Consider the following 22,460-nt stretch of genomic DNA (forward strand, 5'->3'; position numbering starts at 1 on the left):
CACCGGGTCAGGCACGGGCCTTCCGTGCTTCCGGGGTCAGGTCCCGGGCGTCATCGAGCAAGGGGAGTCGTTGTGACCACACAAGGGCCTGACGGTGGGTGGGCCACTCGTCCACCCGAGGGCGCGGGCCGCCGAGGCAGGACGATGACCTTGGCGGAGACACTGGAAGCGGCGGAGGCCGCGGCGCCGGTGGAGTCCCTCGACGTGGTCGCCAACCTGCTCAGGGAAAACCTCGGGGCCGTGTCGGTGTCGTTCCTCATCACCGACTTCACCGGTAGCTCAGTCGTACGGCTGGGGGCCGCCGGCAGCGTCGACACCGGCGAAACCGCCCGGCGGATCATGCTGCGGGGGACCCTGTACGACGACGTGATCCGTACCCAGCGGCCGAGCGTGGAGGACAGCGGTGAGAGCGGGCCGGTGCGGGTCGTCGCTCCGGTGACCAACCGAGGGGACGCCATCGGGCTCCTCGAACTGTTCCTGCCCGCCGCGCCGGACGCCGGGGTGATGCGGGAGATCGGCGAGACCGCGCACGCTCTGGCGTACATCGTCATCGCGAACCGGTCCTTCACCGACGTGTACCAGTGGGGCCGCCGCACTGTTCCGCTGAACCTGGCCGCGGAGATCCAGCACCGGCTGCTGCCCTCGTCGCTCGCGTGCGAGGCCGCGCAGTTCGCGGTCGCCGGGGCGCTGGAGCCGGCCGATCACGTCGGCGGTGACACCTTCGACTACGTGATCGACCGGGACACCGTCCAGCTCTCCGTCACCGATGCCATGGGGCACGACGTCGAGGCCGCGCTGCTGGCCACCCTCCTGGTGGGCGCCCTGCGCCGGGCGCGGCGAGCAGGCGCGGGCCTTGCCGAACAGGCCCGCCAGGCCGACGAGGCAGTGCGCGAGCACGGTCGCACGGGCTACGTCACCGGCCAACTGCTCCGCATCGGCCTGTCCGACGGCACGACCGAGTTCATCAATGCCGGCCACCCCTGGCCGTTGCGGATGCGGAACGGCCAGGTTCAGGAATTGGCTCCGAAGATCGACACGCCGTTCGGCTTCCCCAACCCTCGCACCTACCAGGTCCAGTCGCTCGACCTGCGCCCGGGTGACCGGCTGGTGATGCTTACCGACGGCATGCTGGAGCGCAACGCGGGCAGCCTCGATCTGTCCGACCTGATCGTGCGCACCCGCGCGCTGCATCCCCGTGAAGCCTCCCGCTCCCTCATCGCGGCGGTCGTCGACGCCAATCACGGCCACCTGCAGGACGACGCGACCGTCATCTGCCTGGACTGGCGCGGCACCGCACACTCCCAGCGTGACGCCGCGACCGGAGCCGACCTCACCGACGCCTCACGCCCGTCAAGAACGGGACGGACCACCGCCGAGGGGGCATCCCGTCGGCCGGCGAGCCTGGGTGGTGGGTGACCGGTCCGGTCGTCGGCGCGGCGACCGCGGCGTGTCAGAGGGTCGCGGTGGTGGCCTCTCCCGAGGCACTGCCCGCGAGCCACTGGTCCCATTCCAGGTTGAAGGCCGCGTAGCCGTTGTCGGCCGAGGCCTTGGCGCGGGGTGAGCCGGTGACGGTGACGGGATCGCCCTGCTTGACCTGGCCGTAGAACCACTTGGCGTCCGACATGGACAGGTGGACGCAGCCGTGCGAGCCGCGGGCGCTGCCGGTGCCCGGATCGGGGTCGCCGGTCGAGTAGTGCACGTAGGTGCCGGACTGCGTCAGGTGGACGTCCCACGGCAGCGTCAGGTCGTAGTAGTCGGGGCTGCCCTTGTCGCAGCTGATCCCGACGCTGCAGGAGGTCATGTGGACCTTCTCCTGCTTGTCGATGACGGCCATCGTGCCGTTCCACGTCGGATACTGGGCGCTGCCCGCGTTGATCGACAGAGTGCGCACCGGCGCGCCGTTCCGGGTCACCTTCATGGTGTGGCCGGTCACCGAGACATCCGCGCGGACGTCGTCACCGATCTTGAAGGTGTGCGTGTAGCCGTGCACGCCGAAGCGGCCGTTGCCGTTGCTGACGCCCTTCATGTCGGCGTCGATCTTCACCGTGGTGCCGGAGGGCCAGTACGTCTTCGGGCGCCAGTCGGCGCGCTGGTCGCCGAACCAGTGCCAGGCGCCGTCCACCGGTTGCGAGGCGCTCACCTTCATGTGCTTCTCCACCGTGGCCCGGGCCTTTGCCGCCACCGGGTTGGTGAAGACCACGGAGATCGGCATGGCCACACCCACCGTGGTTCCCGTCTGAGGGGTGATGGTCTCCAGCAGCATGGGAGGGCCCGCGGGCTTCGTCGGTGACGGCGAGGAACTCGCACTCGGCTTTCCCGACGCCTTCGCGTCGTCGCCGCCGCTCGCCTTGTCGCTGCCGCCCCCGCCGCAGGCACTCGCGCCCACCAGCATCACACCTGTGACGAGTGCGATCCCTATGCCGCCTTTGTGCCGTCGCACGAACTGCCCCGCTCTCTCGCTCTTCGGCCCTGACGGGCCCGACGTGTTGTCAGACAGTGGCGGCGAGTGTCGCGGTTGCGTATACCGCGTAAAGCGTGGTTCAAGGCTTGGACACGCACCGCCTGACCGGGGACTTCGAGGACACCGCCGCCCCCGGCCTGCTGTCGCACCCACGGCCCTACGGCCCCGTCTACCCGGTCGCCCCGCGTGTATGCCGACCGTTGACGCACGGCATACGGCCCTTACCCTCGGGGCGGCCGAGGTGACGCGGTCGGCGGCTCCGTCTGTGTCACCCGGGACCAGAGGGGCGTCAGACAGCGGGCGCCGCCGACAGCACGTGGTCGCCGACCTTGTCGGTGCTCAGGCAGAGGGAGCAGACGGCGGCGTCGTGTGTCTGGCAGGCGGCCACGTCAGGGCGCTCGAACTCCTGTCGGCACACATGGCACTCGTACGTGACGGCGCTGGGGTTGCCGTCCGTGTCGAGCAGCGGCTCCTCGATGCCGTCGTCGGTGCGGCGCAGGTAGTACTTGCCCTTGGTGACGACCGCCATGAGCGGGGTGAGGACGAAGGCGATGACGGCCGCGGCCACGGGGGAGTACGGCTGGAGGGTGTCCCCCAGGGCGTGGAAGTACATGGCGATGGACAGCCCGGACGCGACGACGAAGGCCACCACTCCCACCGGGTTGACCGCGTAGAGCATGCCCCGGCGGAACTCGGGCTGGAGCGGGGACAGCTTCAGCAGGTACTTGTTGACGCCGATGTCGGTGGCGACGGTGACGACCCAGGCGATGGCACAGTTCGAGTAGAAGCCGAGGATGTCGTTGAGGAAGCTGAACATGTCGGCCTCCATCAGGGTGAGCGCGAAGCCCAGGTTGACCAGGACGAAGATCATGCGACCCGGATAGTGCTTGGTGACCCGGGTGAAGGAGTTGGTCCAGGCGAGCGAACCGGAGTAGGCGTTCGTCACGTTGATCTTGATCTGGCTGATCACGACGAGTGCCACGGCCAGCGGGAGGACCAGCCAGGACGGCATCATCGCGTCGAAGGCGCCCTTGAACTGCTGGATCGGCTCGGGTGCGGCGTCCGCGCCGACCTTGGCGAGGATGTAGACGGCGAGGAAGACACCGATGGCCTGCTTCAGTGCGCCGAGTACCACCCAGCCGGGGCCGGCCATGATCACGGCCGTCCACCAGGTGCGCTTGTTCGCCTCGGTCTTGGGCGGCATGAAGCGCAGATAGTCGATCTGCTCGCCGATCTGCGCGATGAGCGACAGACACACCCCCGCGCCCAGGAGCACTGACGCGGTGTTGATGCCGCCCTCGCCGCCCGTGCCGGCGTAGGAGAGGAAGCGGTCGATCGTGCCGGGGTCGGTGGAGACGAGGTAGACGAGCGGGGCGACCATCAGGACCAGCCAGACGGGGGTGGTCCACACCTGGAGCTTGCTGAGCGCCTTCATGCCGTAGATGACCAGCGGGATCACCATCAGAGTGGAGACGGCGTAGCCCAGCCAGAGCGGCAGTCCGAGGCCCAGTTTCAGGCCCTGGGCCATGATCGAGCCTTCGAGGGCGAAGAAGATGAACGTGAAGCTGGCGAAGATGACGCTGGTGAGGACCGAGCCGTAGTAGCCGAAGCCGGAACCGCGGGTGATCAGGTCCAGGTCGATGTTGTAGCGGGCGCCGTAGTAGGCGAGCGGGAAACCGGTGACGAAGATGACAACCGCGGCGACGGCGATCGCGATCAGCGCGTTGCCGGTGCCGTGGGCCAGGCCGATGCCGGCGCCGATGGAGAAGTCCGCCATGTACGCGATACCGCCGAGCGCGGTCGTCGCCACGACCATCGGCGTCCAGCGGCGGTAACTACGGGGCGCGAAGCGGAGGGTGTAGTCCTCCAGGGTCTCCTTGACGGCCTGGTCGGCACTCGGCGCTGACTGCTGCGCCGGTCCTGGTTCGGTCGCTTCTGCCAGTTTCGGCTCGGTGCTCATTCCGTGCCTCCTTGCTGCGGGTTGGGGACAGCTGTGGGGGCGCCTCGTGGCGGAGGCGGAGGTGAGTGCTGGGGGGAGCGGGGCGGGAGGAAAGCTGGGCGGGGCCCGTGGGGCGGGTGATCCGCTCGCTTCAGGAACGACGCACGCGTGAGCGCGCGGACCCGTGCGCTGTGGCGGCATTGGTGGGATTCCGGCGGGAGTCCGGGCGCGTAGAGACCGTCGTGTCCATGACGGGGACGCTAAGAGCCGGTCATTGCCCCTGATTGCTTCCCAGATGAAGGAGATGTTTCGGAAATTGCGCAGGGCGCGGCGGTGGGGCCCCGCAGGCCAGGTGCGGACGGGATCTGCCGGCCCGCACTCGATCGGTCTGTAGGCGACCGCTCACCTTGACCAACACGCGCGGCTGTTCATCCGTCGAGCCCGATCGCCTCGGCCGCGACGGCCTCGGGATGGTCCTCGATGTAGGCACGTACGACCGACTCGAAGCTCCCGTCCGGCCGGAGGCCGAGTGCCGTGGCACGCGTGTTGTCGAAGTCGGCCGGCCATGAGCCGACGATGGCCTCGACGGCCGGGTCGGGGGCGACCGTGACCAGGTCGGCGACGGCGTCGCCGGCGACCCGGCGCAGCGTGTCCAGCATTTCGGCGACCGTGACCGTGAGCGCCGGCAGATTGACCGGAAGCGCGCCCGCGAACCCGCCCGGGCCGCGCTCGGCCTCGGTCATGCGGAGGATGCCCTCGACGGTACGCCGAGGAGAGGCGAGGGCGACCCGTAGATCGGGGCTGACCGGGCAGGTCGCCGGAAGGCCCGCGAGCGGTTCGCGGACGATGCCGGACAGGAAGCCGGAGGCAGCCGCGTTCGGCTTTCCCGCCCGCACCGACACGGTCATCAGGCGTGCCACGCGTCCCTCGACGAAGCCCCGGCGGGTGTACTCGGCGATCAACTGCTCACAGATCCGCTTCTGCGTTCCGTAGCTGGACTCGGGCGTCGGCAGCGTCGACTCGCTGACCACGGGCGGCAGCGGCAGCGCGGGGGCGGAACCGTAGACCGCGATGCTGCTGGAGAACACCAGCCGGGGGATCGGCCCGCCGGTCGCCGACTGCGCGCGCGTGGCTTCGAGCAGCGCGCGGGTGGTGTCGAGGTTGGCGCTCATTCCGAGGTCGAAATCGGCCTCGCACTCTGCGGAGACCGCCGAAGCCAGGTGGATCAGGGTGTCCACCGGCTGTACGAAGATCTCGTCGAGGTGCTCGCGCAGGTCGCCTTCCACGACTTCCACCAGCGGGTCGGCCGTCAGAGGCGACCGGGCGGGAACGATCCGGTCGGCGAGCACCAGGCGGTCGACGGGAGCACCGGACAGGGTCCGCGGCTTGAGCAAGGTGTGGGCGACCTGTTGTCCCAGGAAGCCGAAGCCACCGGTGATGACGATCCTCATACGTGTCTCTCCTCGGCAGCCTTGAGTCGGCGGACCTCTCGTTCGTACAGGCACAGGGGCTGTGTGCGCAGCCGATTCACCCGCCCGGCCCGGCTCGTCGACGGTTGCGGCAGTAGGTTGTGCCGGTGACCGAATCCCTGCCGGCCGGTGGCGTTGTACTCGGCGCGGACGAACTGAGTGCCCGGTGGGCGGACGCGTGGCGGCCGGAACAGGTCGCGGAGCGGCTGGAAGGGGTCGCGGCGCCCTGGTGCATCGCGGCGGGGTGGGCCCTGGACCTGTTCCGGGGGAGGCAGTCGCGACCGCACGGCGACGTGGAGATCGCGGTGCCCGCGGCGGCGTTCCCCGAGATCCAAAGCCGCTTTCCCGAGGGCGTGTTCGACGCGGTGGGCTCGGGGCGCGTCTGGGCGGAGGCGGGAGCTGAGGCGCTGGCAGCCACGCACCAGACGTGGTTGCGGGACCCGGCGAGCGGTCGGTTCCTGCTGGACGTCTTCCGTGAGCCGCACGAGGGCGGGACGTGGATCTGCCGACGCGACGAGAGACTGCGGCTGCCGTACGACGCGATCGTCGAGCGGACGGAGGACGGGATCCCCTATCTGGCGCCGGAGTTGGTGCTCCTGTTCAAAGCGAAGGCCCCGCGGTCCAAGGACCAGGCGGACTTCGACAGTGTGCTGCCGCTACTGGGCCGGGCGCGGCGGGTCGTTCTCGCCGGGTGGCTGGAGCGCGTGCACCCCGGTCACCCGTGGCTGCCGGAGCTGCTGCGGTAGCCACGGGCGTGGTCGCCCGTCAGTGCGCCGAGTCCTCGCGTGCTGTCGGCGCGCGCGATGTCGCGGGTAGTTCCACGGTGACGCGGATCCCGCCACAAGCGCGTGGGGTGAGGGTGAGCGTTCCGTCGTGAGCCTGGGCGATGGTTCTCACGATCGCGAGGCCGAGGCCGACGCCCGCGTGGCCGGTGTGTACGCGTTCGGTGCCGCGCTGGAACGGTTCGGTGAGCGTGGCGGCGAGCAGTGGGGAGATGCTCTCGCCGGTGTTCTCGACAGTGAGTACCACGCTGTTGCGGCGGACGCCGGTGTTCACCCACACACTGCCCTCCCCAGGCAGGTTGTGGACGATCGCGTTGTGTACGAGGTTCGTGGTCAGCTGCAGCAGAAGCGCCGACGAGCCGGCCGTGGGGGTGAGCCCGCCGTCGGTCTCGATGGTGATGCCGTGCTTCTCCGCGAGGGGGAGGAGTGTTTCGGTGGCTTCTTCCGCGAGGAGGGACAGGTCGACGGGTTCCGCGGTGAAGGACCGCTGGTTGGCGCGGCCGAGCAGGAGCAGGGCCTCGGTGAGCGCGATCGCGCGGGCGTTGACGGCGTGCAGACGGTCGATGGTCGCACCGGTGTCGTGGTTGGGGTCGGTGCGGGCCAGATCGAGCAGCGTCTTCGAGACGGCCAGCGGGGTTCGCAGCTCGTGGGAGGCGTTGGCCGCGAACCTCCGCTGTTCGGCGACGTGCGCTTCGAGCCGCGCGAGCATCACGTCGAAGGAGTCGGCCAGTTCACGGAACTCGTCCTTGCGGCCCGGCAGTTGGATCCGGTGGGACAGCGATCCGTGCGTGGCCGTGCGGGTGGCATCGGTGATGCGGGTCAGTGGCGCGAGCATCCGGCCGGCGAGGATCCACCCTCCCAGGAGACCGAGGACGAGCAGGAAGGCGAGTACCGCGGCAGCCCTCGGAGCGAAGACGCTCAGGAGGGCGGAGCGGATGGGAAAGACACCGTTCGCGGGCCTGACATCGGGGTTGATGAGCATCGCGCGGTCGGGAACGTAACGCAGCAGGAACCACCACACCGCCGCCAGCAGCAGGACGCCGGCGAGCATGAGGAACCCCGCGTAGCTGAGGGTGAGTCTGACCCGAACACTCAACCCGGGTGCCCTATCCACGTTCGCCTCCCTCCTGTCGGGACTCCGGCCATGTGTCGATGCGGTAGCCGACGCCTGGCACGGTGGCGATGATCCAGGGTGCGCCGAGCCGTTTGCGCAGTGCCGAGACGGTGATGCGCACGGCGTTGGTGAACGGGTCGGCGTTCTCGTCCCATGCGCGTTCCAGCAGGTCCTCGGCGCTGACGACACCGCCTTCGGCGGCGACGAGGACTTCCAGCACGGCGAACTGTTTCCTGGTCAGCGCGACGTAGCGGCCGTCCCGGTGGACCTCGCGGCGGAACGGATCCAGTCGTAGGCCCGAGATCTCCCGCACGGGCGGCCGGATGTGCGCGCGTCTGCGGTCGAGAGCTCTGAGCCTGAGAACGAGCTCTTGCAGGTCGAACGGTTTTGTGAGGTAGTCGTCGGCGCCGAGCGCGAACCCGGAGGCCTTGTCGTCGAGCCGGTCGGCGGCGGTGAGCATGAGGATCGGCATACCGCTTCCGGTGGCCACGATGTGTTCGGCGACGTCGTCTCCGGACGGTCCGGGGATGTCGCGGTCGAGAACGGCAATGTCGTAGGCGTTGACGCTCAGCAGTTCCAGAGCGGTGTCACCGTCCCTCGCCACGTCGGCCGCGATCGCTGCCAGTCGCAGGCCGTCGCGGACGGCTTCCGCCAGATAGGGCTCGTCCTCGACGATCAGTACACGCATCCTCCGAGGCTACGAGCCGAGGCCTGTCGTCGGCGTATCGAAAACCGGATACGTGCCTGCGACACCGGGCCGCCTTGACTGGCGGAATGACTCGAACCCCACCGCCGGTACGAACAGGGATCCGCCGCGACGAACGGAGTGCCGACTCCGGTCTCCAGGGCGCGGGTATCAGCCGGGGCACCGTCGTCGGGCGTCGGCGCGCGAACATTCGCCGGGCGATCCGTGCCGGCTTCCGGTCGGAGCCCTGGAAACGCGGGCCGGTGCTCGTGGCGCTGGCGCTGCTGCTCGGTCTGCTGATGCTGCTGCACTCGATGATCCCGAACCAGATCATGAACGTGGGCAGCCTGGTGGAGACCTTCCTGCCCTGGTTCGGACTGTTCGTCCCGTTGCTGCTGGCCGGGGCGCTCTGGCGCCGCTCCGCCTCCGCGGTGGCCGCGTTGCTCCTGCCGGTCACGGTGTGGCTCAACCTCTTCGGCGGCCTGCTCAGTGACAAGTCCCACCCGGGCGGCGACCTCACCGTGGCCGGCCACAACGTCGGCGCCGACAACCCCGACCCGGTCGGCACCGCCCGCGAACTCGCCGCCTCCGGTGCGGACGTCCTGGCACTGGAGGAGCTTGCCCAGCAGGCGAGGGGCACGTACGAGAAGGAGTTGGCGAAGACGTACCGGTACCACACGATCCAGGGCACGGTCGGCCTGTGGAGCAAGCTGCCGCTGTCGGACGCCGAACCGGTCGACACCAAGATGGACTACGGGCCCCTGGCGGACACCAAACCGACTGACGTGAGGATGTCCTACAACCGGGCGCTACGGGCCACCGTGGCCACGGATCACGGGCCACTGGCGGTCTACGTGGCTCACCTGGGGTCCGTACGCGTGAATCCCAGGGCGGGCTTCTGGACGGACTCGCGGGACAGGAACGCGCAGGCGCTGGCTGAGGCCGTCGCCGCCGAGCGGTACAAGCGGGTGGTGCTGCTCGGCGACCTGAACGGCACCCTGGACGACCGGGCGTTCGCGGGCCTCACCTCGCGGTTGCACTCGGCCCAGGACGCGGCCGGGGACGGCTTCGGCTTCACCTGGCCGGCGAGGTTCCCGGTGGCGCGGATCGACCAGATCCTGGTGCGGGGCGTGAAGCCGGAGAGCTCGTGGGTGCTGCCGACCACCGGAAGCGACCACCTGCCGGTGGCTGCCGCGATCAGCTGGTGAACTCCGGCTTGCATCGTGTCCCTGCGGACACTGATCACCGCTAGTTCTCGCCAGTCCTTCGCAACGACGCCGCCGGCAACTGCTGCCACGTACAGCCAGACGTGGCCACGAACACGATCGCGGCCAGCACCTCCCGGTCACCATGCCGACGACGGCCACCACCCTGAGGCCGCACCGGCGCCTCCGGCACCACTCGCTGGAACAGCTCCCACAACTCATCCGGCGCCAGCCGCTCAACGATCCCCACCGCGACCGACAGCCTACCCAGGCAGCCAAATGAGATGACTGAGGCGAGGAGCGGCCCCTGCCGTTTTCACGAATCGCCAGCACCGTCAGCGCCGGCCCGAGGAGCTCCGCCGTGCCCCCGGCCGCACTCGCCCAGGGATCCGCCGCGTCGACCCAGCAGGCCCCCGACGACCAGTCCCACGGCCCCGGCGACGAAGAGGCCGATTCCCGTCCACACCCATGCCCTTGACCGAACTCGCCACACGACCATCATGCGGGAGGCCGCCGCCCGGCAGGGCCCAGGCGGGCATTTCCACCCTGACATCTGTCAGGTACCCGCCCGGCAACGCCCCCTGGTAGGCATGCAGCATGTCAAACAGAGCCAGGAAGGGAACCACCATGAGGAACAAGCTCCGCAACCTGCTGGCCGTGGCCGCCGTCGCCGCCGCGACCGGCACCACCGTGCTCACGGGCGCGACCGGCGCCTCCGCCGCCGCTCAGGCGGACTGGGCCGGCTGCCCGGACGGCAACGTCTGCATCTACGCCGAGGGCCGCTACAGCAACATCGGCGCCGGCGACGTCACCAACAAGTACTTCCGCTACGGCACCTACAACCTGTCGAACCAGGTCAACCAGCACTGGGTCCTGAACAACCAGAACGGCCCGTTCGAGGACGCGTACGTGAAGCTGTGCACCGGTTACAACGGCACCGGCGACTGCAGCAAAGTGCTGGGTCCCGGCTACGGGGAGTACCTGAACCTGACTCCGATCAACTCGATCGTCCTGTACCGGTAATTCCCAGCGGTCCCGCGATCTCCTCCGCCATCACCCGGTCCGCCTCGAACTCCGGCGTTCGTCCCCCATGGCCTGGTCGGTGTCGAGGCCGTCCAGTTCCTCCAGGGGCAGGTTCAGGCGGACATGGGCGGCCACCGACTGCAAGGCCCTGAGCGTCGCCGAGGCCGTGGAACCCCAGTTGGAGAAGTAGGAGAACTGCCACCACCACAGGGCCCCGGTGGTGCGGCGGGCACGGGGGCCTTACGGGGCTCGTAGGGGTCGAAGACCTCGGAGTAGACGTCGACCGGCTCCAGGAGGCGGGCGAAGTTCTCGCGGAGTTCGTCGACGTCCGGTTCCGGGCCCAGATCGGGCTCGTAGCGCTCGTCGGGGACGATGTCCTCGTGGGCGCCCAGGCGGCCGCCGGTCAGGAGCAGTTAGCGGTTCCAGTACACCGCCCTCGGCGCGGCCCCCACCTCCAGCGGAGAGTCACACACCGGGCAGCACCGCTGAAACGGCCGCCCGACGAACCCGGACACCGCACCAGGCCGGACCCGACTGAAGATCCATATCAGGGGATAGGACACAGGCTCTCATCCCATGCGGATCACCGCGTACGTCTCACCGTCCCTTGGTGGCCGGGTCCACGAACGGGTGGTGAAGGTGTGCAACCGCCCGTTGGTGATGGCTCGCGTCGGCAGCGACGCACCGAACTGCTCGGCCACCGCTTCCAGCAACGGCCGTTCCGCCGAGGCTCCGTCCTCCAGGGCCTCGAGGAACCGGCTCGCATCCAGCGCCTTCGGCACTTCTCCGCTCTGCCTGATCTCTCCGCCCGCGTACGTGAACGCGTACTGCTCGATGCCGTCCTGTGCCACTGACAGGTGGAAGAACGGCTCCCCATGCCATGTCCTCAGCCCGCTCCACACCACCACAGCACGCGTGCCCTCGCTGGCGGCCGTGGCCGGGGAGACGAACCGCTGCCGGTCGAACGGGGCGGGCTCGCCGTCGAACGCGAAACTCCAGCCGGGACCGGCCCGGCCGACCGCCATGAGCGCCCGGTCGTCGAAGGACGAGAACTCCCTCTTGCCGTGCAGCGAACTCCGGTGCGCCTCCCACACGGTCATGGGCTTCCTCAGCACAGTGCCGTCCCTACCCCCGTCCCCGCCCTTGTCCTTGTCGGCGAGACGTCCGGGCAACTCCTCCGGCTCCACCCCCTCCACCAGGACGAACCGGTACGACGTGCGGTTGTTGCCCGGGTCCGGGTCCGCGAGCCATGCCAGGCCCCCCGGGTCGAGCCCCGCTGTCGGCGTCGGCGCCTCACCCGCCTGCCCGCTCCTCGGTGTGGACAGCAGCTCACGTCCCCGCTCCGGGGTCAGCAGCTGCCCCAGCAAGGGGTCGGCCACCCATCCCAGCGGCGCCAAATGGTCCGGTCCCAGCGGCTCCCACAAAGGCAGAGCGTCAGTCAGCGTCCGCCAGGCCCCGTCGGTGTCTCCCCACCGCGCCAGCTGCCGCGCCCGCTCGACCGCGTCCCCGAACGGTCCGGCCGCCGAGTACCGATACGTGCCGTTCCGCACCTGATCCAGCGTCACGTGAGCCAGGGACACCAGGTCGTCATCGGCGCCCCGCAGGTGGGACATCAACGTGGAGTCGTCACGGTACGAGTGCACCGCGTGCTCGGCGACCAGCGGTGGCAGGAGTTCGGGGGCGTATCGCGGGTCCGTCAGCAAGCCGTCGAAGTACACCATGTAGGTCTGGCCGAGCAGACGGCGTATCTGGTCGCCCAGCGCCGCGGCTCGTGGTCTGCCGTACGCCTTGGCCTCGTCAAGGGTCTTCAGGGCGTGCTCCCAGCCGCCGCGCAGCGCCTCCAGCCGGGCCTCCTCCACCAGGGCGTCCAGCATTCGCGTCGTGTCGTTGGCGAACACGGCTTCCTCGTCGCCCCGGCCCGCTCGCAGGCTGTGGAACTCCCGGTGCATGTCCTGCATGAACTCAAGGAAGTTCGCGTACCGCTTGGGCGCCGAGGCCCGCCAGCCCGCCCAGGTGTACACGGCCCACTCACCGTCTTCGTCCATGTCCTCGGGATCCAGGAGTACGTAGATGGCGTCGGCCTCGACGTCGAGCTGCAGCCCGCGCCGCCAGAGGTCCACCTCCTGCCGCTCCTCGGGCCCGGCGTCCTCGTCCAGGTACTCCTCGAACATTTCCGCGAGTCCCGACTCGTCGTTGTGCCAGCGCGCGCCCTCGGTCCCGGCCAGCAGCCACACGAAGCCCCCCGCGTGCCGCCATCCGTCGCTGACCTTGAGGAACTCCCGGTAGGACGCGGGCATCCTTCGGCCGAGGCGCTCCTCCATGGCTGCGATCCGCTCCTCGGAGGCGGACGGGAACCCCAGCCAGCCCGCCCGCCGCGCGACCTCGTCGTCCTCGCCCCGTGTCTCCCCGCCAGGCAGATGACGCGCCCACTCCTCACTCCATCTGAGCAGGAAGGACCGCCAGTCGAACGCCGTGGTGTCAGTCATGGGCCCGATGCTGCCACCCACCACTGACATTCTTGCCGGTACTCAGGTGCCGGTGGCCGTGGTTCTGTAGCTGGCTGACGGCCTGGTCGCGTCCCGGCGGACGGGCGAGGGCCACCCCGTGAGGCGGGACCTCCCATCCACGCCGGAGCGTAGAACCGCAGGGCAGGGGCACCCGAAGGTGGTTCGTTCGACGAGGTTCCGACGAGGAGGGAGCCCATGTCCAGCGCCGGCGCACCGGCCGGATCCGGCCGTACCATCACCAGCTCAATCCCTGCCCGCCTCGACCGCCTCCCGTGGTCACGCTGGCACTGGACGATCGTGATCGGTCTCGGCACCGTATGGATCCTCGACGGCCTGGAGGTCACGGTCGTCGGCAACATCTCCTCCCGGCTCTCGGAGCCCGGCAGCGGGCTGCCGATCACCTCGGGTCAGGTCACCGGTCTCGCTGCCGCCCTGTACGTGGCCGGCGCCTGCGTCGGCGCCCTCTTCTGGGGCCGTATGACCGACCGCTTCGGCCGCAAGAAGCTGTTCATGATCACTCTGGCGGTCTATCTGGTCGCCACCGCGCTGACCGCGGTGTCCTTCTCGACCTGGTGGTTCTTCGCGTTCCGCTTCCTCACCGGTTTCGGCATCGGCGGGGAGTACGCGGCCATCAACTCCGCGATCGACGAACTCATCCCGTCGTTCTACCGCGGCCGGGTCGACCTCATCATCAACGGCAGCTTCTGGATCGGCGCGGTCGGTGGCTCCCTGCTGTCGATCGTCGCCCTGAACACCGACCTCCTGGCCGCGGACGTGGGCTGGCGGCTGACCTTCGCCCTGGGCGTGGTTCTCGGCCTGGTCATCCTCGTCGTACGACGGCATGTGCCCGAGAGTCCACGCTGGCTGCTGATCCACGGCAGGGAACGGGAGGCGGAGGAGATCGTCTCCTCCATCGAGCGGAAGATCGAGTCCGAGACGGGTGAACCGCTTCCCGAACCCGAGAACGAGATCACCATCCAGCAGCACAGGACGGTGGGCTTCGGCGAGATCGCCCGCACGGTCTTCGCGACCTACCGCAAGCGCAGTGTGCTCGGCTTCTCTCTCTTCATCGGCCAGGCGTTCCTCTACAACGCGATCACCTTCGGCTTCGGCGCGATCCTCACGAAGTTCTTCGACGTTCCGAGCGGCAACACGGGCTACTACTTCGCAGTGATCGCGGTCGGCAACTTCTTCGGCCCGCTGCTCCTCGGCAAGCTGTTCGACACGGTGGGCCGCCGGGTGATGATCTCCTCGACGTACCTGCTCTCCGGAGTGCTGCTGTTCGGCACGGCCTGGCTGTTCGACCGGGGCTCGCTGACCGCGACCACCCTGACGGCCTGCTGGTGCGCGGTGCTGTTCTTCGCCTCGGCGGGCGCCTCCAGCGCTTACCTGACGGTCTCCGAGATCTTCCCGATGGAGACGCGGGCCATGTCCATCGCCTTCTTCTACGCCCTCGGCACCGCCGCCGGTGGCATCACCGGACCGCTGGTCTTCGCCGACCTCACCGCGTCCGGCGTGGTCGGGGACACGGTGCTCGCCTTCCAGATCGGCGCCGGGCTCATGTGCGCCGCCGGGATAGTGGCCGCGTTCCTCGCGGTGAACGCCGAACGCCGCTCGCTGGAGGACATCGCCAAACCCCTGTCGGCGGTGGCGTCGGCCTCGGCGAAGGTCAGGGGCGAGGGGGCGAACTCGGCTCCCTCGGCTCAGGCATAGGTGTCGCTCGGGCAGGAGGCAGGGGTCCGGCCGATGGCTGCCGGACCCCTGCGACATCGATGCCGCGGTCGTGCCCAAGGTCGTCGTCAGGTGTGGGAGAGGGCGAAGGAGACGAGGAAGCCGCTGACGGTGATCAGTCCGATGGCCAGATGGGCCTCGTCGAACGCTTCGGGGATCATCGTGTCGGCGATCATGGCGAGGATCGCCCCGGCCGCCACCGCGGTCACCGCGGCCATCACGGTGGGGGAGAAGGAACCGACCACCGTGTAACCGAGAACGGCCGACACCGTGCCGGCCGCGGCGATCGCCGCCCAGACACCGAAGACGTACCCCTTGGAACGGCCGGCCCTCTTCATCCCCGCGGAACTGGACAGTCCCTCGGGAACGTTGCTGATGAACACCGCCGCCACCGTCACCAGACTGACCGCGCCGCCGTCCAGCAGGCTGACGCCGATGACCGCGGACTCCGGCACACCGTCGAGCAGCGCGCCCAGTGCGAGCGCGGTCCCGGAGCCCCCTTGTTCGGCCTCCGAGGGCTGTGCCTGTGTCCGTTGGTGACCGGAGCGCTTGCGGTGGCGCGCGCCACGCCGGGCCAGCCACACGTTGCCCCCGGTGTAGGCGAGGGCGCCGATGAGAGTGCCGACGACCGCGGGAGCGAGCCCTGCCTGCTCGTACGCCTCTCCGACCAGTTCGAAGGACACCGCTGAGATCAGCACACCGGCTCCGAAGGCCATCACGGTCGCGATCACCTTCTGCGACACCCGTAGCCCGTACCCCAGCACGGCACCCAGCAGCAGCGCCGAGCCCGCCACCAGCCCCCACAGTCCAGCCTGAACGCCATCAGCCATGCCGACCGGCCTACCCGCGACGACTGGCCGTCAACCGAGGCTGCCGGGCGAAGGCCTCGCATGCAGCAACCACTGATCGGCCGCCGGGGAGCGAGATCGCCCGCATCGTCGTCGGCCACCTGGGTACGCGGACCTCGCACCATCTCTGCCCGAGAAGGCGACAACCGTGAATCCCAAGTAATCGAACGCCTGTCCCGGCATTTCGTCCCGACACCGACGAACGGGCGCCGATCTTTCACCGGCGCCCCTACCCGAAGGAGAGCAACCCCGATGGCCACCGTGTCTCTCACCGGAGCTTCCAAGGAGGACTCCGCCACCGTCTTCGAGGTGCTGCGCACCGCGTTTCCCACCGACCGTCCCGCCGAGGACGTGCCCCAGGGGCAGCCGGGCGACCGCTCCGCCGTGTGGACGGCGGAGTTCGAGCCGACCCAGGAGTGGATTCCGACCGGGCCCACCCCGCTGGACGGTTCGGTCGCCGCCACGATCCAGGGCGGCTACCTCGCCGTGGACCGACTCCGCGAGGCGCTGAGCACCGCGTTCGACGTGCAGGAGCGGGGCACTGCGTCGGGAGACCAGGAGAAGGAGGTCGACCTGCGGCTCGGGACGAAGAGGTGACGAGTGACGAGCCAGGAAACCGTAACGCCTGGTCGACCCACGAGGAGAAGAGCGGCATGGTGCGGATCGGGTACACGATGATGACCGAGCAGGCCGGCCCGCGCGAGCTCGTCGGCCATGTGGTCGGCGCCGAACGCGCCGGTTTCGACTTCTCGGTCACGTCCGACCACTACTTCCCCTGGCTGAAGTCCCAGGGGCACGCCCCCTACGCGTGGAGCGTGCTCGGTGCCGCCGCGCAGGCCACCGAACGCATTCCCCTGATGACATACGTGACCTGGCCGGGCGGGGTTGGGGAATCGTCCTGGCGACCTCGGCGGGCGGGGCGGAACTCGCCGCGCTGCGACGGGCCATCGGCGCGGACGACGTCATCCTCGGAGCGGCCGGTGCGGACGACGTGTCCGAGGGCAAACCCGCGCCCGACCCCGTCCGGCTGGCCAGGGAACTGGCCGGGGTGCCGAGCGAACGAGCCGTGTTCGTCGGCGACACCGTGTGGGACATGAAGTCCGCAGTACGGGACGGGGTGGCCCCCGTGGCGGTGCTGTCCGGCGGAATCCCACGTGCCGACCTGGAAGCGGCCGGCGCCCGCGAGGTGTACCGCGATCCCGCCGATCTCCTCGGACACCTGGACGCCGGCGTCTTCGCCGACCTGGACCCGTGGCGGGGATCGGGTCGGCCAGCCTCGTCACGACGGGGAGGCGCGGGCCCGGCGGCCCTCCCGCCCTCCCCGCGTCGGCCGACGAGCACGACGACCGTGGGGAGTCGGCGGAGAGCCTCCGTCCTCGCGCCTACCCGCCGTCCGTATCGTCCGCGGGCGACGGCACCGAGCTGTCCGCGGCGTGCCGCGCACGGATGATTCCCCATCCCACCAGCGCCGCGGCCAGGCCCGTGAGCACGAGGCCGGCCCAGGTGACCGCGTTGCGGAACTCGGCGGTCTGGCCAGTACTCCAGTTCGTCGTGGCGATGTCGCCGGTGAAGAGCGCCGCGAGGACGGTTCCACTGACGGCGACGCCGATACCGGTGGTGACCTCGCCGGCGGTGTCCACCAGCGCCGCTCCGACGGTGGTGCGGTTCGCCGGGAGGCCACGCATCACATTGGTCCCGGCGACGACACCCACGACACGCATACCGGCGGCGACGAGCACGAGTGCGAGGGCGACCCACACGTATCCGAAACGGCCCAGCAGCCCGTAGACGGCGAGTCCGCACACGACAGCTCCGGCGCTGAGCCACGCGGCCTTGTCGAGACCCACGCGCGTGACCAGCGGCGCGATGAGAGCCCCGCCGGCGATGAGCACGACCACCTGCGGCAGCAGGCCCAGCGCCGCTCGGGCCGGCGTCCAGCCCCAGTCGAGTTGGAGCTGGAGGGTCACGAGGTAGCCGAGGCCGGCGGTCGCGAGGCCCGCGGCGGCCTTGAACGCCAGACCACTCGACACAAGTGGACGGGCGACGAGTGCGGGATCGAGCAGCGGACAGCGGGCGGAACGCTCGCGGACGACGAACATCACCGCCGTCACGACAGCCGCCGCCATCGTCAGCCAGGGGAGAGGCGCGGCGGTGCCCGCGTCGAGGAACAGCGTCGGTGTGACCAGCGCGAGCACGATCGTGGCCGTACCGAGCATTGCGCCCAGGCCGTCGATCGGGTCGCGGTGCAGTTCGTCCGCCTTGTCGGCGGGGATGCCCCGGCGGATCCCGGCGAACGCCAGTGCGGTGATGGGCACGTTCACCAGGAGCAGCACCTGCCACGGTGCGAACGTGAGTACGAAGCCGCCCACCGTCGGCCCGATCCCGAGTCCGACGAGGCCCACGGTGGAGATCAGCGTCGTCGCACGCACGCGCAGGGTGTCTTCGTCGAACAGCCGGAACGCCAGGGCGAGCGAGCCCGGCGTCGTCATCGCGGCGGCGACACCCATTGCCGCACGGATGGCGATGAGCTGCTCCGCCGAGGTGACGCACGCTGTCGCCGAACTCGCCACACCCAGCAGCACCAGCCCGACCAGCATGACCTTGCGGCGGCCGACGCGGTCGGCCAGCGCGCCCAGGGCCAGCATCAAACCGCCGAACACGACGGCGTACACGCCCGTGACCCACTGCAGCACAACCGTCGACGCAGACAGCTCGCGGCCGATGGTGGGCAGCGCGACGTTGAGGATCGAGTTGTCGAGCATCTCGAACAGAAAGACCGCTGACAGGCCGGTGAGGGCTGCCCCCGCCTCACGGAGGGAGCGCGGCGGACGGGAGACTTCACTCAGGGCGCCGGCATCCTCGGCAACTCCATGACGACGGACATTCACTGCGCACTCCTTCGACGTGAAGAAGTGGCGGATCGTCCGATACCGCGTGTGCGCGAGTGTTCGCCGCTCCGTCAACCGGGGTCGATGCGCGGCAGTGAACACACGTTTTTACTTCCAGTGCTCCGATAATACACACGGCCCCCATCGGGGGAATCCGCCCCCGGGGCATGTGATCATGCCCCGGGCAGGACGGACCTGGACAACGCCTTCAACGCCCTACAGGAGTCCTCCCAGCGGCAGGACGCGCTCGGCGAGTTGTCCGCGCAGTCTTCCTTCGGCGGTGTCGGCTTCGGTGAACCAGTCGGCGGTGACCAGCAGTTGGGCGTGTTCGGCGATCTGATCGGGCGTCAGAGCGGTGAACGCTGCGGCCCGGTCCAGATGGATTCCGTCGTCCTCGGCGTCTCCGAGGCGGCCGTCGGGGCGGGTGTGGGCGGCGGCGTACAGGGCCAGCAGCCTGGTGGCGGCACCCAGCTTCTTCTTACGGATCTTTCGGTCACCCACGATTTTCTGGGCCCACCCGGACAACTTCGCGCGGGTGGTCTTGCCGAAGGTGAACGGACGGGCCTGCTCGGGCAGCAGCGCCGGGACGGTGATCGCGGCGGGGTTCTCGGAACGGGCGGCCATCACTTCGTCGACGGTGCCGGGCAGGATCATCCAGTCGGCCTCGACCAGCCGCTGAAGCACCTGTTCGGCATCGTTCGCCAGCCAGCCGGTGAGGTCCTGGCCGGTGATGTTCCCGGTGCCGGCGCGCGCGGACCGGAGGGTGAGCATCAGCACGGCCAGCCGCGCCTCGGCCTCGGGAAGCGGGCAGTGGGTGGCGACGTGGTCCAGCACGGAACGCGCGTGCACGGCCTGTTGCCGGGTCAGCAGCCGCTCCACGACCGGTTGGTCACCGACGGGCGGTCCGCCGCGGTTGGCGTGCATCTCGCGGGTGGTCTGCGCGGCCGTCTCGGCCCGGTGTGCCTCCTGACGCAGGGAGTCGTCGCCACTCACGTCGGCCCACAGCGCGAAGGCGCGGGCCTTGCGGTCGTGGAGTTCGGCGAGGACGGCGAGGTCGGGCTCGGGGCGCTGCTGGTAGGCGCGGAACTCGTCCCCGAGTTCGATGAGTTCCATCCGCAGGACATCGGGTTCGAGGTCCTGCGGCACGATCCGTTGCGCGATCTTCCCCCACCGCTTCGGCCGCCGGGCTGTCCTGCGCGGAGAGGCTGCGCGGGCAGGGGGTACCGACGCGGGTGTGGTGGTCGGTGCGGACGCGGAACTGGTCGTGGGGGAGGGGGCGTGGTCGGAGAAGAGCGCCGTCACACGGTCTTCCGTCGTGCCGCCGGCCGGCTTCGGCGCACCTGGGTCCGGCCGGGCCGGGATGGTGCGGGTCGGGGACGGCGCGGTGTCCAGGACACGGCAGTCGGGAATGGTGGCCGCGCACCGGGCGCACGTCTCCGCGACTCGCCACAGCCTCCCCGCCCGGTCCGCGTACACCGTCAGGACCACCGGTCCTCCGCACCGCCCCGGCGCCGGCGCCGGCCGTGCCCCGCCGCGCGGTGCGGCTGTGGGGTCGGGGGTGTGCCAGGCGCAGTCGGCGGCGCGGCAGGCGCACCATGCCTCGGCGCGCGGTCCGCCACCCGCGCGGACGTGGGCGAGGTGCATGTTGATGTGTTCGACCGCGGCCTTGCGTCCTGTGGCGGCGCCGCCGGGCAGGCGTTGATCGGCGCAGGTCTGGCGCGAGCAGGAGAGCCGCACCGCGCCGGCGGCAGGGCGGCCGTCCGGGTCCAGACGGACCGTCCACACCCGCCCCGCGACGCGCTCGTCCTGCTGAGTGCCGGCCTCCACTGCCATGTGCGTACTCCCCGTGTTCCTTGATCCGTTGCCTCAGGCAGTCCCCATCATCGGGGATAGCGGACGATCAGTCCCAGTAAAGGAAGTTTCTGACCGGAGTGCGCGTGTCGGCGGCACGGGACGGCCGCTCGGTCGTCGCTCCCGAGGGGACGACGGACTACGGCACGTCGTGGGACCGGTGGGCGCGGAGGGGAGTTCCGCCACGATGGCGATCGGTGCCGGCCTGGCGGTATCCCCGGCTCCGGCCGCGACCGGAACCGGGGATCCTTCTGACGGGTTGTGGCTCAGGCGTCGATGATGACCGGGATGATGAGCGGCTTGCGGCGGTGGGTGCGGAAGGCCCAGTTCGCCACGGCGCGGGCGATGAGCTTTTCGAGCTGGTGTGCGTCCCCGATACCTTCCTGGGCCGCGGTGGCCAGTGTCTTCTCGATGACGGGGATGACGGACTCGAAGGTGGCGTCGTCGTGGACGAAGCCGCGGGCCAGGAAGTCCGGGGTCTCGGCCAGGGCGCCGGTGTCCGCGTCGACGATGGCCACGACCGTGACGACGCCCTCCTCGGCGAGGGTCAGACGGTCCTTCAGGGACGCTTCGGTGGCGCCGCCGACTTCCATGCCGTCCACATAGACGTTGCCCGCGGGCACCTTGCCGGTGATGGTGGCGCGCCCGTCGACGAGGTCGACGACGACTCCGTCCTCGGCGATGACGACCCGCTCGGGATCGACACCGGTACGGATGGCGAGGTCACCGTTGGCCCGGAGGTGGCGCCATTCGCCGTGCACGGGCATGACGTTGCGGGGTTTGACGATGTTGTAGCAGTAGACGAGTTCACCGGCGCTCGCGTGTCCGGAGACATGCACCTTGGCGTTGCCCTTGTGGACCACGTGGGCGCCCCACCGGGTCAGTCCGTTGATCACCCGGTAGATGGCGTTCTCGTTGCCGGGGATGAGGGAGCTGGCGAGCAGGACGGTGTCGCCCTTGCCGATACGGATCATGTGGTCGCGGTTGGCCATTCGTGACAGCGCGGCCATCGGTTCGCCCTGGGAACCGGTGCACACCAGTGTGATCTTGTGGTCCGGGAGCTTCTCCAGCTCCTTCGTGCTCACGACCAGACCGGACGGCACCTTCAGATAGCCCAGGTCACGGGCGATGCCCATGTTGCGGACCATGGAGCGGCCGACGAAGGCGACCTTGCGGCCGTGCTGGTGGGCGGCGTCCAGGACCTGCTGGATGCGGTGCACATGGCTGGCGAAGCTGGAGACGATGACCCGGCGCGGCGCGGTGCGCATCACCTGCTCGATCGCCGGGTTCAGTTCACGCTCGGAGGTGGTGAAGCCGGGCACCTCGGCGTTGGTGGAGTCGGTGAGGAACAGGTCGACGCCCTCCTCGCCGAGGCGGGCGAAGGCACGCAGGTCGGTGATGCGCTCGTCGAGCGGGAACTGGTCCATCTTGAAGTCGCCGGTGTGCAGCACCATCCCGGCGCGGGTACGGATCGCGACCGCGAGACTGTCCGGGATGGAGTGGTTGACCGCCACGAACTCGCAGTTGAAGGGCCCGAAGCCACGCCGGTCGCCCTCGCGCACGCGCACCGCGCGCGGCCGGATGCCGTGTTCCTTGAGCTTGGCCTCCAGGAACGCCAGCGTCAGCTTGGAGCCGACGACGGGGATGTCGGACCGCTCGCGCAGCAGGTACGGCACGCCGCCGATGTGGTCCTCGTGGCCGTGGGTGAGCACGATGGCCACGATGTCGTCCAGCCGGTCCCGGATCGAGGTGAAGTCCGGCAGGATCACGTCCACGCCGGGCTGGGTCTCCTCGGGGAACAGCACGCCGCAGTCGACGATGAGCAGTTTGCCGGCGTGCTCGAAGACGGTCATGTTGCGGCCGATCTCACCCAGGCCGCCCAGGGCAATGACCCGCAGCCCTCCCTCGGGAAGGGGCGGGGCGGCTTTCAGGTCGGGATGCGGATGACTCATACCCT

The 22,460-nt window shown here is 69.7% G+C and carries 16 protein-coding genes and 3 pseudogenes; 7 read left to right on the forward strand and 12 right to left on the reverse strand.

All coding sequences use genetic code 11. The features are described 5' to 3' along the window. Positions 1–144: 144 nt before the first annotated feature. Positions 145–1,416, forward strand: a complete 1,272-nt coding sequence (locus tag PV734_RS03350) for a PP2C family protein-serine/threonine phosphatase (protein ID WP_319091980.1) — start codon at positions 145–147, stop codon at positions 1,414–1,416. 34 nt (positions 1,417–1,450) lie between these two features. Here PV734_RS03350 and PV734_RS03355 read toward each other — a convergent pair whose 3' ends face one another. From PV734_RS03355 to denD, 3 genes are all read right to left on the reverse strand, one after another. Then, complete coding sequence (locus PV734_RS03355; protein ID WP_319092030.1) at positions 1,451–2,392, reverse strand: L,D-transpeptidase; 942 nt, start codon at positions 2,390–2,392, stop codon at positions 1,451–1,453. 358 nt (positions 2,393–2,750) lie between these two features. Further along, a complete protein-coding gene (locus PV734_RS03360; protein WP_319091981.1) occupies positions 2,751–4,421 on the reverse strand; it encodes an allantoin permease in 1,671 nt (556 codons plus the stop codon). Positions 4,422–4,828: 407 nt separating this feature from the next. Beyond that, on the reverse strand, positions 4,829–5,851 hold the full coding sequence (gene denD / locus PV734_RS03365; RefSeq protein ID WP_319288713.1) for a D-erythronate dehydrogenase: 1,023 nt from the start codon (positions 5,849–5,851) through the stop codon (positions 4,829–4,831). Between the two features lie 125 nt (positions 5,852–5,976). Here denD and PV734_RS03370 point away from each other — a divergent pair, with 125 nt between their 5' ends. Continuing rightward, the gene (locus PV734_RS03370) at positions 5,977–6,615 is read left to right on the forward strand and encodes a nucleotidyltransferase domain-containing protein (RefSeq protein ID WP_319288714.1); all 639 of its coding nucleotides are present in this window, start codon (positions 5,977–5,979) and stop codon (positions 6,613–6,615) included. A gap of 19 nt (positions 6,616–6,634) precedes the next feature. Here the strand turns inward: PV734_RS03370 and PV734_RS03375 are convergent, their stop codons facing one another. Both PV734_RS03375 and PV734_RS03380 read right to left on the reverse strand, forming a co-directional pair. Further along, positions 6,635–7,765 carry a HAMP domain-containing sensor histidine kinase gene (locus PV734_RS03375; protein WP_319091984.1) on the reverse strand — a complete coding sequence of 377 codons (1,131 nt, stop codon included), beginning with the start codon at positions 7,763–7,765 and terminating at the stop codon, positions 6,635–6,637. Then, a complete protein-coding gene (locus tag PV734_RS03380; RefSeq protein ID WP_319288715.1) occupies positions 7,758–8,453 on the reverse strand; it encodes a response regulator transcription factor in 696 nt (231 codons plus the stop codon). Before PV734_RS03380 ends, PV734_RS03375 begins: the two co-directional genes overlap by 8 nt. Before the next feature lie 86 nt (positions 8,454–8,539). On the opposite strand from PV734_RS03380, the gene PV734_RS03385 reads away from it, so the two are divergent. Beyond that, positions 8,540–9,658, forward strand: coding sequence for an endonuclease/exonuclease/phosphatase family protein (locus tag PV734_RS03385; protein WP_319288716.1), 1,119 nt, complete (start codon positions 8,540–8,542; stop codon positions 9,656–9,658). Between the two features lie 73 nt (positions 9,659–9,731). Here the strand turns inward: PV734_RS03385 and PV734_RS03390 are convergent. Beyond that, positions 9,732–9,905: pseudogene (locus PV734_RS03390) on the reverse strand (transposase); the annotation flags it as partial. A 377-nt stretch (positions 9,906–10,282) separates the two neighbouring features. Between PV734_RS03390 and PV734_RS03395 the strand changes: the two are divergent. Further along, on the forward strand, positions 10,283–10,678 hold the full coding sequence (locus PV734_RS03395; RefSeq protein WP_307628471.1) for a hypothetical protein: 396 nt from the start codon (positions 10,283–10,285) through the stop codon (positions 10,676–10,678). Here the strand turns inward: PV734_RS03395 and PV734_RS03400 are convergent. Both PV734_RS03400 and PV734_RS03405 read right to left on the reverse strand, forming a co-directional pair. Then, positions 10,653–11,091, reverse strand: a pseudogene (locus PV734_RS03400) (DUF5063 domain-containing protein); the annotation flags it as partial. The gene PV734_RS03395 and the pseudogene PV734_RS03400 sit on opposite strands and share 26 nt — an antisense overlap. 156 nt (positions 11,092–11,247) lie before the next feature. Then, positions 11,248–13,164, reverse strand: coding sequence for an SMI1/KNR4 family protein (locus tag PV734_RS03405; RefSeq protein ID WP_319288717.1), 1,917 nt, complete (start codon positions 13,162–13,164; stop codon positions 11,248–11,250). Between the two features lie 216 nt (positions 13,165–13,380). Here PV734_RS03405 and PV734_RS03410 point away from each other — a divergent pair, with 216 nt between their 5' ends. Then, positions 13,381–14,898 carry an MFS transporter gene (locus PV734_RS03410; protein WP_319288718.1) on the forward strand — a complete coding sequence of 506 codons (1,518 nt, stop codon included), beginning with the start codon at positions 13,381–13,383 and terminating at the stop codon, positions 14,896–14,898. 86 nt (positions 14,899–14,984) lie between these two features. Here PV734_RS03410 and PV734_RS03415 read toward each other — a convergent pair whose 3' ends face one another. After that, positions 14,985–15,746, reverse strand: a complete 762-nt coding sequence (locus tag PV734_RS03415; RefSeq protein ID WP_319288719.1) for a ZIP family zinc transporter — start codon at positions 15,744–15,746, stop codon at positions 14,985–14,987. Between the two features lie 270 nt (positions 15,747–16,016). Here PV734_RS03415 and PV734_RS03420 point away from each other — a divergent pair, with 270 nt between their 5' ends. Beyond that, positions 16,017–16,361: a hypothetical protein gene (locus PV734_RS03420; protein ID WP_319091990.1), complete on the forward strand. Its 345-nt coding sequence runs from the start codon at positions 16,017–16,019 to the stop codon at positions 16,359–16,361. A 56-nt stretch (positions 16,362–16,417) separates the two neighbouring features. Next, positions 16,418–16,911: pseudogene (locus PV734_RS45770) on the forward strand (LLM class flavin-dependent oxidoreductase); the annotation flags it as partial. A 235-nt stretch (positions 16,912–17,146) separates the two neighbouring features. Here PV734_RS45770 and PV734_RS03435 read toward each other — a convergent pair. The 3 genes from PV734_RS03435 to PV734_RS03445 all read right to left on the reverse strand — a co-directional run bounded on the left by PV734_RS03435 (position 17,147) and on the right by PV734_RS03445 (position 22,455). Further along, a complete protein-coding gene (locus PV734_RS03435) occupies positions 17,147–18,652 on the reverse strand; it encodes an MFS transporter (protein ID WP_319288720.1) in 1,506 nt (501 codons plus the stop codon). A 216-nt stretch (positions 18,653–18,868) separates the two neighbouring features. Continuing rightward, positions 18,869–20,485, reverse strand: coding sequence for a hypothetical protein (locus tag PV734_RS03440; protein ID WP_319288721.1), 1,617 nt, complete (start codon positions 20,483–20,485; stop codon positions 18,869–18,871). Between the two features lie 284 nt (positions 20,486–20,769). Then, positions 20,770–22,455, reverse strand: coding sequence for a ribonuclease J (locus PV734_RS03445; RefSeq protein WP_319288722.1), 1,686 nt, complete (start codon positions 22,453–22,455; stop codon positions 20,770–20,772). Positions 22,456–22,460 lie beyond the last annotated feature (5 nt).

It is taken from the genome of Streptomyces sp. AK08-02, assembly GCF_033795085.1.
GTDB lineage: Bacteria > Actinomycetota > Actinomycetes > Streptomycetales > Streptomycetaceae > Streptomyces > Streptomyces echiniscabiei.